Origin of the sequence: Mesorhizobium sp. LNHC209A00 (genome assembly GCF_000502915.1) — a bacterium.
GTDB lineage: Bacteria > Pseudomonadota > Alphaproteobacteria > Rhizobiales > Rhizobiaceae > Mesorhizobium.
This window is the reverse complement of sequence record NZ_AYWT01000019.1, coordinates 1-12066: the sequence shown is the minus strand read 5'-3', so window position 1 is coordinate 12066 and position 12066 is coordinate 1. Positions and strand designations below refer to the sequence as shown.

The 12066-nt window shown below is 61.7% G+C and carries 21 protein-coding genes and 2 pseudogenes; all 23 read right to left on the bottom strand.

Features of this window, described 5'->3' with window-relative positions; translation table 11 throughout:
* Window positions 1-52: 52 nt before the first annotated feature.
* Window positions 53-649: an adenylate kinase gene (locus tag X739_RS139855; RefSeq protein WP_023773631.1), complete on the bottom strand. Its 597-nt coding sequence runs from the start codon at window positions 647-649 to the stop codon at window positions 53-55.
* A complete protein-coding gene (secY, locus tag X739_RS139860) occupies window positions 646-1986 on the bottom strand; it encodes a preprotein translocase subunit SecY (RefSeq protein ID WP_015317976.1) in 1341 nt (446 codons plus the stop codon). The genes X739_RS139855 and secY overlap by 4 nt, the downstream gene beginning before the upstream one ends.
* Before the next feature lie 193 nt (window positions 1987-2179).
* Window positions 2180-2653 (bottom strand): 50S ribosomal protein L15, encoded by a 474-nt coding sequence (gene rplO, locus X739_RS139865; RefSeq protein WP_015317977.1) that lies wholly within the window; start codon window positions 2651-2653, stop codon window positions 2180-2182.
* Window positions 2654-2675: 22 nt separating this feature from the next.
* Window positions 2676-2873: a 50S ribosomal protein L30 gene (gene rpmD / locus X739_RS139870; RefSeq protein ID WP_006205449.1), complete on the bottom strand. Its 198-nt coding sequence runs from the start codon at window positions 2871-2873 to the stop codon at window positions 2676-2678.
* A 24-nt stretch (window positions 2874-2897) separates the two neighbouring features.
* On the bottom strand, window positions 2898-3461 hold the full coding sequence (gene rpsE, locus X739_RS139875) for a 30S ribosomal protein S5 (protein WP_006333394.1): 564 nt from the start codon (window positions 3459-3461) through the stop codon (window positions 2898-2900).
* A gap of 132 nt (window positions 3462-3593) precedes the next feature.
* Window positions 3594-3953 carry a 50S ribosomal protein L18 gene (gene rplR / locus X739_RS139880; protein ID WP_015317978.1) on the bottom strand — a complete coding sequence of 120 codons (360 nt, stop codon included), beginning with the start codon at window positions 3951-3953 and terminating at the stop codon, window positions 3594-3596.
* A gap of 137 nt (window positions 3954-4090) precedes the next feature.
* The gene (rplF, locus tag X739_RS139885; RefSeq protein ID WP_013895694.1) at window positions 4091-4624 is read right to left on the bottom strand and encodes a 50S ribosomal protein L6; all 534 of its coding nucleotides are present in this window, start codon (window positions 4622-4624) and stop codon (window positions 4091-4093) included.
* A gap of 88 nt (window positions 4625-4712) precedes the next feature.
* On the bottom strand, window positions 4713-5111 hold the full coding sequence (rpsH, locus tag X739_RS139890; RefSeq protein ID WP_006205453.1) for a 30S ribosomal protein S8: 399 nt from the start codon (window positions 5109-5111) through the stop codon (window positions 4713-4715).
* Between the two features lie 12 nt (window positions 5112-5123).
* Window positions 5124-5429, bottom strand: coding sequence for a 30S ribosomal protein S14 (gene rpsN, locus X739_RS139895; protein ID WP_013895695.1), 306 nt, complete (start codon window positions 5427-5429; stop codon window positions 5124-5126).
* Between the two features lie 27 nt (window positions 5430-5456).
* Window positions 5457-6035 (bottom strand): 50S ribosomal protein L5, encoded by a 579-nt coding sequence (gene rplE, locus X739_RS139900; RefSeq protein WP_023773630.1) that lies wholly within the window; start codon window positions 6033-6035, stop codon window positions 5457-5459.
* Window positions 6028-6342, bottom strand: a complete 315-nt coding sequence (rplX, locus tag X739_RS139905; protein ID WP_006205456.1) for a 50S ribosomal protein L24 — start codon at window positions 6340-6342, stop codon at window positions 6028-6030. The genes rplE and rplX overlap by 8 nt, the downstream gene beginning before the upstream one ends.
* Before the next feature lie 12 nt (window positions 6343-6354).
* On the bottom strand, window positions 6355-6723 hold the full coding sequence (rplN, locus tag X739_RS139910) for a 50S ribosomal protein L14 (RefSeq protein ID WP_006205457.1): 369 nt from the start codon (window positions 6721-6723) through the stop codon (window positions 6355-6357).
* A 72-nt stretch (window positions 6724-6795) separates the two neighbouring features.
* A complete protein-coding gene (gene rpsQ / locus X739_RS139915) occupies window positions 6796-7035 on the bottom strand; it encodes a 30S ribosomal protein S17 (protein ID WP_010909280.1) in 240 nt (79 codons plus the stop codon).
* 11 nt (window positions 7036-7046) lie between these two features.
* A complete protein-coding gene (gene rpmC, locus X739_RS139920) occupies window positions 7047-7247 on the bottom strand; it encodes a 50S ribosomal protein L29 (RefSeq protein WP_006205459.1) in 201 nt (66 codons plus the stop codon).
* 13 nt (window positions 7248-7260) lie between these two features.
* On the bottom strand, window positions 7261-7674 hold the full coding sequence (gene rplP, locus X739_RS139925; RefSeq protein WP_006205460.1) for a 50S ribosomal protein L16: 414 nt from the start codon (window positions 7672-7674) through the stop codon (window positions 7261-7263).
* Window positions 7675-7701: 27 nt separating this feature from the next.
* The gene (gene rpsC / locus X739_RS139930) at window positions 7702-8427 is read right to left on the bottom strand and encodes a 30S ribosomal protein S3 (RefSeq protein ID WP_013895697.1); all 726 of its coding nucleotides are present in this window, start codon (window positions 8425-8427) and stop codon (window positions 7702-7704) included.
* Window positions 8427-8816, bottom strand: a complete 390-nt coding sequence (gene rplV / locus X739_RS139935; protein ID WP_010909277.1) for a 50S ribosomal protein L22 — start codon at window positions 8814-8816, stop codon at window positions 8427-8429. Before rplV ends, rpsC begins: the two co-directional genes overlap by 1 nt.
* Window positions 8817-9100: 284 nt before the next feature.
* A pseudogene (gene rplB / locus X739_RS0135660) lies at window positions 9101-9892 on the bottom strand (50S ribosomal protein L2); the annotation flags it as partial.
* A gap of 23 nt (window positions 9893-9915) precedes the next feature.
* Window positions 9916-10209: a 50S ribosomal protein L23 gene (locus X739_RS139940; protein WP_010909275.1), complete on the bottom strand. Its 294-nt coding sequence runs from the start codon at window positions 10207-10209 to the stop codon at window positions 9916-9918.
* On the bottom strand, window positions 10206-10826 hold the full coding sequence (gene rplD, locus X739_RS139945; RefSeq protein ID WP_015317984.1) for a 50S ribosomal protein L4: 621 nt from the start codon (window positions 10824-10826) through the stop codon (window positions 10206-10208). The genes X739_RS139940 and rplD overlap by 4 nt, the downstream gene beginning before the upstream one ends.
* Entirely contained in the window at window positions 10826-11548 is a 723-nt protein-coding gene (rplC, locus tag X739_RS139950) for a 50S ribosomal protein L3 (protein ID WP_031252460.1), read from the bottom strand. Before rplC ends, rplD begins: the two co-directional genes overlap by 1 nt.
* 61 nt (window positions 11549-11609) lie before the next feature.
* Complete coding sequence (gene rpsJ, locus X739_RS139955; protein ID WP_010909272.1) at window positions 11610-11918, bottom strand: 30S ribosomal protein S10; 309 nt, start codon at window positions 11916-11918, stop codon at window positions 11610-11612.
* A gap of 69 nt (window positions 11919-11987) precedes the next feature.
* Window positions 11988-12066, bottom strand: a pseudogene (locus tag X739_RS1000000168610) (elongation factor Tu); the annotation flags it as partial.

Sequence of the window (12066 nt, the reverse complement as noted above, 5' to 3'; positions counted from 1 at the left end):
GGCCGCCATACCGCAGCAAGCCATGTCCGTCAAGCTTAATCTTTAAATTCCCTTACCGCGCCTTCTCGGCCGCGGCGAGCACGGCTTCAATCTCGGCGGTTACCGCGTCGATACTGGCCATACCGTCGACAGTCTTGAGCTTGCCTTTGGCGTAATAGTAGCCGGTCAGCGGAGCGGTCTTCTTGTAGTACTCCCGCAGGCGCTCCTCGAACACGGCGGGATTGTCGTCCTTGCGAACCGGCTGGCCGGCGGCCTTTGCATCATCGGCGCGCTTGACGATTCGACCAACCAGGGCCTTGTCGTCGACAACCAGTTCAATGACGGTGTCGAGACCAATGCCACGCTCTGAAAGCATCGATTCAACCGCATCGGCCTGCACCAGCGTGCGCGGATAGCCGTCGAGGATAAAACCCTTGGCGCAGTCAGCCTGATCGATACGCTCGGCGACGATGGCGTTGACGATGGCGTCGGACACCAGCTCGCCGGCATCCATCACCGCCTTGGCACGCTTTCCGACCTCGGTACCGGCCTGAACGGCGGCACGCAGCATATCACCCGTCGAGAGCTGCGGTATGCCGTGTTTTCCTACCAGTCTTTGTGCTTGTGTCCCCTTGCCCGCTCCTGGCGGCCCAAGCAAAATCAACCTCATCTGGCTTTCTTCCCCCCGCGCAGCTTCGACTTCTTGATCAGGCCTTCATACTGGTGCGCGATCAGGTGACCCTGAATCTGCGCAACCGTATCGAGCGTGACACTGACCACGATCAGAAGCGATGTGCCACCGAGGTAGAATGGTACGCCAGTCGCCGAGATCAGGAACTCCGGCAACAGGCACACCAGCACCAGATAGATGGCGCCGACGACAGTGATGCGGGTGAGAACGTAGTCGATGTAATCGGCGGTGCGCTCGCCCGGACGGTAGCCCGGGATGAAGCCCGAATGCTTCTTGAGCTGGTCGGCGGTGTCCTTCGGGTTGAACACGATCGCTGTGTAGAAGAAGGCGAAGAACACGATCATGGCCGCATAGAATGCCATGTAGAGCGGCTGGCCGTGGCCAAGCGAGGCCAGGATGGTGCTGGCCCAGGCCGGCATGTTGGTCGTCTGCGAGAAGCCGGCGACGGTGGCCGGCAGCAGAAGCAGCGACGACGCGAAGATCGGCGGGATAACGCCCGAGGTGTTGAGCTTAAGCGGCAGATGCGAGGTGTCGCCCTGGAACATGCGATTGCCGACCTGGCGCTTCGGATACTGGATCAGCAGGCGGCGCTGGGCGCGCTCGAAGAACACGATAAGCGCGATGACGACGATGGCCAGCACGATGATCGCCAGGATCAGACCGGTCGACAGGGCGCCGGTACGGCCGAGCTCCAGTGTGCCGGAAATGGCATGCGGCAAGCCGGCGACGATGCCGGAGAAGATAATCAGCGAAATGCCGTTGCCGATGCCGCGCGCGGTGATCTGCTCGCCCAGCCACATCAGGAACATGGTGCCGCCGACCAGCGTGACGACGGTGGAGATGCGGAAGAACATGCCGGGATCGCTGACGATGCCGTTGCCGTTCTCCAGTCCCACCGAAATGCCATAGGCCTGCACCAGCGCCAGAAGCACGGTGCCGTAGCGCGTGTACTGGTTGATGACCTTGCGGCCCTGCTCGCCTTCCTTCTTCAGCGCTTCCAGCGAGGGAATGACCGAGGTCATCAGCTGCATGATGATGGAAGCGGAGATGTAGGGCATGATGCCGAGTGCAAAGATCGCCATGCGCTGCACGGCACCGCCGGCGAACATGTTGAACATGCCGAGCACGCCCTTGCTCTGCGAGGAGAAGGCCTGGGCGAAAGCGTCGGGATTGATGCCGGGAAGCGGGATGTAGGTACCGAGGCGATATACGAGCAACGCGCCGATGGTGAACCAGATGCGTTTCTTAAGGTCCTCCGCCTTGGCGAAGGCCGAGAAATTCAGATTCGAGGCTAGTTGTTCAGCAGCCGAAGCCATGCCTGATTCTCCGCTTGGTAACGCTTGATGGCCCGTGAGGTCAGGCGGTGCGTTTCACCGAAGCTCACGAGATAAGCTCCGGGCTGTAAACATGCAAGCGGCCGCGTCGACGCGGCCGCTAAATTGAGCAGGTCAAAGCGCGATCGGAAGCAAAAACGGATACCACTCTTGCCGCCCGCGCTTCAAATTGCCGTTACTCGGCGGCTGCCTTTTCCGGCAGCTTGACCGAACCGCCGGCCTTTTCGATCTTCTCGATCGCGGCCTTGGAGGCGCCGGCGACGTCGAAGGCGAGTTTGGCCTTGAGTTCGCCATCGGACAGCACGCGCACGCCATCCTTGACGCGACGGATGACACCGGCGGCGACAAGCGCCTCGGCCGTCACGGTCGCCTTGACGTCAAGCTTCTTGGCATCGACGGCTTCCTGGATACGGGCCAGCGAGACAACGGTGAAGCTCTTGGCGAAGATGTTGTTGAAGCCACGCTTCGGCAGGCGCCTGTAGAGAGGCATCTGGCCACCCTCGAAGCCGTTGACGGCGACGCCGGAGCGCGCCTTCTGGCCCTTGACGCCGCGACCGGCGGTCTTGCCGGAGCCGGAGCCGATGCCGCGGCCGAGACGCTTCTTGGAGTGCGTCGCGCCGTCCTTGTCACGCAGATCATTGAGTTTCATCTGGGTTCTCCTGCGCTCTTGCTCAGCCCTCGTCCACGACGCGGACGAGATGCTGGACGGCAGCGATCATGCCGCGCACGGAAGGCGTATCTTCCAGCGTGCGCTGCTTGTGCATCTTGTTGAGGCCGAGGCCGACCAGCGTTGCGCGCTGTTCTTTCGGGCGGCGGATCGGCGAACCGATCTGCTCAACGGTGATGGTCTTGGTTGCTTTCTTGGCCATGGTCAAAATCCCTGGTCAGATCGACTATTCTTCAGCCGCAACGGCGGTGCCGCGGCGGGCCTGAAGGGTCGAATACTTGATGCCACGCGCGGCAGCCACATCCTTGGGATGCATCTGGCTCTTCAGCGCGTCGAAGGTGGCGCGAACCATGTTGTACGGGTTCGACGAACCCATCGACTTGGCAACCACATCGTGCATGCCCAGCGTCTCGAAGACGGCGCGCATCGGGCCGCCGGCGATGATGCCGGTACCCTGCTTGGCAGCGCGCAGCAAAACGCGGCCGGCGCCCCAACGTCCCTCAACGTCGTGGTGCAGCGTCCGGCCCGAGCGCAACGGCACGAAGATCATGTCGCGCTTTGCGGATTCAGTTGCCTTGCGGATAGCTTCCGGCACTTCGCGCGCCTTGCCGTGACCAAAGCCAACGCGGCCCTTCTGGTCGCCGACGACGACGAGTGCGGCAAAACCAAAGCGACGGCCGCCCTTGACGACCTTGGCGACGCGGTTGATGTGGACAAGCTTGTCCACCATCCCGTCATCGCGTTCTTCACGATCGCGGCCGCGGCCGCCATCCCTACGTTCCTGTGCCATATCCTGTTCCTTGTTCTTTTCCGGAAGCACGGGTTGCTGATTGCCGGCGCCGCTTTGGGTCGCCGACGGTGAAAGTTATTTCTTCCTTTGCATGATCTTATCCGAAAAGTCTGGAACTTTCGGAGGTCATGCTTAGAAGCTGAGACCGCCTTCGCGGGCCGCTTCAGCCAGTGCCTTGACGCGGCCGTGATAGATGTAGGCGCCGCGATCGAAGACGACTTCCTTGACGCCGGCCTTGGTGGCGCGCTCTGCAATCAGCTTGCCGATCGCAGCGGCGGCAGCAGTGTCAGCGCCGGTCTTGAGCGAACCCTTGAGGTCCTTCTCGAGCGTCGACGCGGCGGCGATGGTGTGGCCCTTGGCGTCGTCGATGACCTGGACGTAGATGTTCTTCGACGTGCGATGAACCGACAGACGCGGACGCTCGCCGGCGACTTTCTTGATCTGACGGCGCACGCGCTGCGCTCGGCGCTGGATGGATTCCTTGATAGCCATGATAGTTCCTTGCCTTCAAAAAACGGGGGCCGCCATATGCGGTAGGCGAAGCGCCTCCCGCGACCGCTCCCCGCGGCGTTAACTTCCGTGGCTTGGTCCCTGTCCGAAAAGTCTGCAACTTTTCAGGGCCAAGCCGATTACTTCTTCTTGCCTTCCTTGCGGACGATCTTCTCGCCAGCGTAGCGGACGCCCTTGCCCTTGTAGGGCTCGGGACCGCGGTATTCGCGGATCTCCGCCGCGACCTGGCCGACCTGCTGCTTGTCGATGCCGGCCACGGTGATTTCAGTCGGCTTCGGCACGGTGATCGTGATGCCGGCCGGCGTCTCGTAGACGACATCATGGCTGAAGCCAAGGGCTAGTTGCAGGTTCTTGCCCTGCAAGGCGGCGCGATAGCCGACGCCGGTGATCTCGAGCTTCTTCTCGAAACCGTCCTTCACGCCCTGCAGGATGTTGACGATCTGCGTGCGCGACATGCCCCACTTGGAGCGGGCGGTCTTGGTCTGGTCGCGCGGCTGGACAGCGATTTCGCTGCCTTCCATCTTGACCAGGACTTCGTCGTTCACCACGAACTTCAGCTCGCCCTTGGGGCCCTTCGCCGTCACGGTCTGGCCATTGACGGTCGCGGTCACGCCCTGCGGCAGCGAAACGGGTTTCTTTCCAATACGAGACATCAGGTTGTCCTCGTCACTTCTCTTGTTTCAGGTCTCTGTCTTCGGGAACGATCCGAAGACCGAATTCCACGTGCGGTAAGCTGCCGGATCAGAAGATCTGGCAGAGGATCTCGCCGCCGACGTTCTGTTCGCGTGCTTCATGGTCGGCCATCACGCCCTTCGGTGTCGAAAGGATGGCAATGCCGAGGCCGTTGGCCACGTGCGGGATCGACTTGGCCGAGACGTAAACGCGGCGGCCGGGCTTCGATACGCGGGCGATTTCGCGCACCACCGGGGCACCGTCGAAATACTTCAGCTCGATTTCGATCTCGGACTTGCCGTTATCGAAGTCGGTCTGGCTGTAGTCGCGGATATACCCTTCAGCCTTCAGCACGTCGAGGACGCGGGTGCGCAGACGCGAGGCCGGCGTCGAGACACTCGACTTCTTGCGGCCATAGGCGTTGCGGATGCGGGTCAGCATATCGCCGAGAGGATCGCTCAATGACATATTATGTCCTCCTTACCAGCTCGACTTGACCAGGCCCGGGATCTGGCCGTTATTGCCGAGATCCCGAAGCGCGATGCGCGATACTTTGAGCTTGCGATAGTAGGCGCGCGGGCGGCCGGTGACTTCGCAGCGGTTGCGGATGCGGATTTTGGCCGAGTTGCGCGGCATGGCGGCAAGCTTGAGCTGAGCGCGGAAGCGCTCTTCCATCGGCTTGGATTGATCCATGATGATCGCTTTGAGCGCAGCGCGCTTGGGACCGTACTGGTCTGCAAGCTTGCGGCGCCTGTTGTTCTTCTCGACTGAGCTGGTCTTTGCCATTTCAGATTTTTCCTTTTCTCGCTGCCGTTACTGGCGGAAGGGGAAGTTGAAGGCCTTGAGCAAAGCCCTGGCTTCGTCGTCCGTCTTCGCAGTCGTACAAACGATGACGTCCATGCCCCAGATCTGATCAACCTTGTCGTAATTGATCTCCGGGAACACGATGTGCTCCTTGATGCCCATGGCGTAGTTGCCACGGCCATCGAAGCTCTTGGGGTTCAGTCCGCGGAAGTCGCGGACGCGCGGCAGCGCGATGTTCACGAGGCGGTCGAGGAACTCGTACATGCGTTCCTTGCGCAGCGTGACCTTGGCACCGATTGGCATCTTCTCGCGAACCTTGAAGCCCGCGATCGAATTGCGGGCGCGGGTGACGACGGCCTTCTGGCCGGCAATCATCGCCAGGTCCTCGGCCGCGACCGAAGGTTTCTTCGAATCGGCGGTCGCTTCGCCCACACCCATGTTCAGCACGATCTTATCGAGGCGCGGAACCTGCATCTCGTTGTCGTAGCCGAACTGCTCCTGCAGCGCCTTGCGGATGGTCTCGTTGTAGACCTGCTTGAGGCGCGGCGTGTTGTTGGCAGTCGCCTGCTTGGTTTGAGCCTTAGCCATTGATGACTTCTCCCGAGCGCTTGGCGACGCGCACCTTCTTGCCGTCCTTCTGGAAGATGAAACCGACGCGGGTCGGCTTGCCATCCTTCGGGTCGGCCAGCGCGATGTTCGACAGCTGGATCGGCGCTTCCTTGGTGATGATCCCGCCCTCTTGGGACTGGGACTGCTTCTGGTGACGACGGATCATGTTGACGCCGCGCACCAGCGCGGTGTCATCCTTCGGCTGAACCGAGAGGACTTCGCCCGAACGGCCCTTGTCCTTGCCGGCCAGCACGACGACCTTGTCGCCTTTTCTAATCTTTTGCATTGGTCCGGCTCCTTACAGCACTTCAGGCGCGAGCGAGATGATCTTCATGTGGTTCTTGGCGCGAAGTTCGCGCGGAACCGGTCCGAAGATACGCGTGCCGATCGGCTCTTTTTTGTTGTCGACGAGAACGGCCGCGTTCTTGTCGAAACGGATCACGCTGCCGTCCGGGCGGCGGATGTCCTTGGCCGTGCGAACCACGACCGCCTTCATCACATCGCCCTTCTTAACGCGGCCGCGCGGAATGGCTTCCTTGATCGACACCACGATGATGTCGCCCACGGAAGCGTATTTCCGCTTCGAGCCGCCCAGCACCTTGATGCACATGACACGACGCGCGCCGGAATTATCCGCCACGTCGAGGTTTGTTTGCATCTGAATCATGACTGGCCGCCTTCTTCTTTTCTAACGGGATGGGCTCGAAGCCCCTCCCCGGTCTGTCCAAAATTCGTTTGTTTACGCCTGATCCGAGGAAACGACGATCCAGCGCTTGTCCTTCGAAATCGGCTTCGATTCCTGGATGAACACCTGATCGCCAACCTTGTGGGCGTTGTTCTCGTCGTGCGCCTTGTACTTCTTGGTCATGCGCACGGTCTTCTTCATCACGGGATGCGTGAAGCGCCGTTCGACCTTGACGACAACCGTCTTCTCGTTCTTGTCGCTGACGACGGTGCCCTGCAGAATGCGCTTTGGCATGGTTTTCGTCCTTAAGCCTTCTTGGCCGCGGACTTTTCCGCAGCGATGGTCTTGATACGCGCAATGTCCTTGCGGACCTGCCTCACGCGCGCGGTCTTCTCGAGCTGGCCGGTGGCCTTCTGGAAGCGCAGGTTGAACTGCTCCTTCTTCAGGCTGGCCAAGTCGTCGGTCAGTTGGTCCTGGGTCTTGGTCCGGATGTCTTCGGCTTTCATGATCAGCCCGTCCTTATTCTGCGATGCGCTGTACGAAGCGCGTCCTGACCGAGAGCTTGGCCGCGCCGAGACGCAGCGCCTCACGGGCGGTTTCTTCATTGACGCCGTCGATCTCGAACATGATGCGGCCCGGCTTGACGCGCGCCGCCCAGTAATCGACCGCGCCCTTGCCCTTGCCCATGCGGACTTCGGTCGGCTTCGACGTGACCGGCACGTCCGGGAAAATGCGGATCCAGACGCGGCCGGCACGCTTCATTTCGCGAGTGATCGCGCGGCGGGCCGCCTCGATCTCACGCGCGGTGACGCGGTTCGGCTCAAGCGCCTTCAGCCCGAAACCACCGAAATCCAGGTTGGTGCCGCCCTTTGCGGTACCATGGATACGGCCCTTGAACTGCTTGCGGAACTTTGTGCGCTTTGGCTGCAGCATCGTTCTAACTCCAAATTCCTAAATGTCTCAGGCGTTTTCGCGACGACGACCGCGTTCGCGATCACCACCACCGCCATGCGCGGCATCACCCTCGGTCGCGCGACGTTCCGAAGCCATCGGATCGTGCTCGAGGATCTCGCCCTTGAATACCCAGACCTTGACGCCGCAGATGCCATACGCCGTGTTCGCCTCGGCCGTGCCGTAGTCGACATCGGCGCGCAGCGTGTGCAGCGGCACGCGACCTTCACGGTACCATTCCATGCGCGCGATCTCGGCGCCGCCAAGACGGCCGGCGCAGTTGATGCGGATGCCTTCGGCACCGAGGCGCATGGCCGACTGAACGGCACGCTTCATGGCGCGGCGGAACGCGATACGGCGCTCGAGCTGCTGGGCGATCGACTGGGCGACCAGGGTCGCGTCGATCTCCGGCTTGCGCACTTCAACGATGTTGAGGTGCGTCTCGGACTTCGTCATCTCCATCAGCTTCTTGCGAAGCTTCTCGATGTCGGCGCCCTTCTTGCCGATGATCAGACCCGGGCGCGCGGCATGGATGGTGACGCGGCACTTCTTGTGCGGACGCTCGATCACGACCTTCGAGATCGCGGCCTGCTTGAGTTCCTTCTCAAGATACTTGCGGATCTTGATGTCCTCATGCAGCAGCTTGCCGTACTCGCCGGTGTTCGCGAACCAGCGCGAATCCCAGGTGCGGTTGATGCCGAGGCGAAGACCGATCGGATTGACTTTCTGGCCCATTATGCGGCCTCCCCTTTTTCTTCGACTTCACGAACGACGATCGTGAGGTGCGAGAACGGCTTCTCGATACGGCTGGCGCGACCACGGCCACGAGCGTGGAACCGCTTCATGACGATCGACTTGCCGACATAGGCTTCCGCCACTACCAGCGCATCGACATCAAGGTCGTGGTTGTTTTCCGCGTTGGCGATTGCCGATTCCAGCGTCTTCTTGACCGTGCCGGAAATCCGCTTGGCCGAGAATTCGAGATCGGAAAGCGCTGTCGCGACCTTCTTGCCGCGGATCAGCGCGGCAACCAGGTTCAGCTTCTGCGGGCTGATACGGATCGTGCGCAACACGGCGCGCGCTTCGTTGTCAGCAAGCCTGCGCGGAGCTTTGGCCTTGCCCATGATTATTTCCTCTTCGCCTTCTTATCCGCGCCGTGACCGTAATAGGTCCGGGTCGGAGCGAATTCACCGAACTTGTGACCGACCATGTCCTCGTTCACCGAAACGGGAACATGCTTCTGGCCGTTGTAGACACCGAAGGTGAGGCCGACGAACTGCGGCAGGATGGTGGAGCGACGGCTCCACATCTTGATCACCTCATTGCGACCGCCTTCACGAACCTTGTCCACCTTCTTGAGAAGGTAGCCGTCAATGAAGAGATCGGAAGAGCACACGTCTGAACTCCNGGTCGCCTTGTTGGACCGCGTCTTCTTGCCCTTGGTCGGCTTGCCCCACGGGCTGACCGGATGACGGCCACCGGAGGTGCGGCCTTCACCACCACCATGCGGGTGGTCGACCGGGTTCATGGTCACGCCGCGATTGTGCGGGCGCTTGCCACGCCAAACCGTGCGGCCGGCCTTGCCGTCGTTGATGTTGCCGTGGTCCGGATTGGACACGGCACCGACGGTGGCCATGCAGGAGCCGTGAACGACACGCTGCTCGCCCGAGTTGAGGCGCAGGATCGCCATACCCTGGTCACGGCCGACCAACTGGCCGTAACCACCTGCCGACCGGGCGACCTGGGCGCCCTTGCCCGGCTTCAGCTCGATGTTGTGGACGATGGTGCCGACCGGCATCGAGGCCAGCGGCATCGCATTGCCCGGCTTCACGTCGACCGCTTCGCCAGCCACGATCTTGTCGCCAGGAGCCAGACGCTGCGGAGCGATGATGTAGGACAGCTCACCATCATCATACTTGATCAGTGCGATGAAGGCGGTGCGGTTCGGATCGTATTCAATGCGCTCGACCGTGCCGACAACGTCGAACTTGCGACGCTTGAAGTCGATGATGCGGTACGAACGCTTGTGGCCACCACCGATGAAGCGGGCGGTGATACGGCCGTGGTTGTTGCGGCCGCCCGACTTGGTCAGACCCTCGGTCAGGCCCTTGACGGGCTTGCCCTTATAGAGGCCCGAGCGGTCGACGATGACCAGCTGGCGGGTGCTCGGCGTTACCGGGTTGAATTTTTTCAGTGCCATTGTTGTTGTCCTCGCGGCCTTGCTCAGAGACCCGTCGCGACGTCGATCGACTGGCCGTCGGCCAGCGTCACGATCGCCTTCTTGACGTCGCTCTGGCGGCCGATCGTGCCGCGGAAGCGCTTGATCTTGCCCTTGCGGACAAGCGTGTTCACGGCCATCACCTTGACGCCGAACAGCGCTTCGACGGCGGCCTTGATTTCGGGCTTCGACGCCTTCTTGGCGACGTTGAAGACGACCTGGTTCTGCTCGGAGGCCATGGTCGACTTTTCAGTGATCGCCGGCGAGACGATCACGTCGTAGTGACGAAGGTCGGTCATTTAAAGCGCTCCTCGAGAGCCTCGACGGCGGCCTTCGAAAGGACCAGCGTGCCGCGGCGCAGAATGTCGTAGACGTTGATGCCCTGGATGGGCAGCACGTCGATGTTGGGGATGTTGGTGGCTGCCAGCTTGAAGTTCTTGTCAAGCTCGGCGCCGCCAATCACCAGGGCGTTGGTCAGGCCCAGTGTCGCGAAATTCGCGATCAGCGCCTTGGTCTTGGCCTCGGTCAGCTTCAGCTCGTCGATGATGATGATCGACGCGCTCTTGGCCTTGGCCGAAAGGGCATGCTTGAGGCCAAGCGCACGAACCTTCTTGGGGAGTTCATGCTCATGGCTGCGAACGACCGGGCCGTGGGCCTTGCCGCCGCCGCGGAACTGCGGAGCGCGTGCCGAGTGGTGACGGGCGCGGCCCGTACCCTTCTGCTTGTACATCTTGGCACCGGTGCGCGCGATTTCGGCGCGGCCCTTGGCCTTGTGCGTGCCCTGCTGCTTCTTGGCAAGCTGCCAGCGCACGACGCGCTGCAGAATGTCCTCGCGCGGATCAAGGCCGAAAATTCCGTCGGAAAGTTCCACCTTGCCGGCGTCTTTGCCGCCGAGCGTTGTGATCTTGAGATCCATTATTCCGCTCCCTCTGTGGCCGGAGCCTCGTTCTTAGCAGCTGCCTCAACGGCGCGGATCGCGGCGGGCTTCGGCGCATTGGCCGGCAGTGCCACCTTGGCCGCGTCGCGGACCAGGATCCAGGCGCCCTTCGATCCGGGAACCGCGCCGCGGATCAGGATCAGGCCGCGGTCGGCATCGGTCGAAACGACCTCGACATTCTGCGTGGTGACCCTGACGTCGCCCATGTGACCAGCCATATGCTTGCCCTTGAACACCTTGCCCGGGTCCTGGCGCTGACCGGTCGAACCGTGTGTACGGTGCGAGACCGAGTTACCGTGGGTCGCGCGGCCACCACCCATGTGGTGGCGCTTGATGACGCCCTGGAAACCCTTGCCGATCGTCGTGCCCGTCACATCGACCTTCTGGCCGGCGACAAAATGGTCGACGGTGATCTCGGCGCCGATGTCGATCATGTTGTCGGCGGAGACGCGGAACTCAGCGACCTTCGCCTTCGGCTCGACGGAGGCGGTCGCGAAATGGCCGCGCATCGCCTTCGACGTGTTCTTCACCTTGGCGAGGCCAACGCCGAGCTGAACGGCGGTGTAGCCATTCTTCTCCTGCGTGCGCTGTGCCACGACCTGGCAGTTCTCCATCTGGAGAACGGTGACGGGAACATGTTCCCCGGCATCATTATAGATGCGGGTCATTCCCACCTTCTTTGCAATCACACCTGAACGCATCGGTTCAATTCCTTTAGAGTTCCGGGCCAGGGGCACCGCCCCTTACCGCGCTCTCATTCCCTTAGAGCTTGATCTCGACGTCGACGCCGGCGGCCAGATCGAGCTTCATCAAAGCATCGACCGTCTGCGGGGTCGGATCGACGATGTCGAGCAGACGCTTGTGCGTGCGCATCTCGAACTGCTCGCGGCTCTTCTTGTCGACGTGGGGCGACCGGTTGACCGTGAACTTTTCGATCCGCGTCGGCAGCGGAATGGGGCCGCGGACGTTTGCCCCGGTGCGCTTGGCCGTCGACACGATTTCCTTCGTCGAGGCGTCGAGCACGCGGTGATCAAACGCCTTCAGGCGGATGCGGATATTCTGTCCGTTCATGCGTCACTTCCTTGTTCTGGCGCGGCGCGGGCAACTCCGGCGCCCGCGACAGATCGGTTTAAGTCCAAATTACTCTTTGATGGTGACGACGATGCCGGCACCGACGGTGCGGCCGCCTTCACGGATGGCGAAGCGCAGCTTCTCTTCC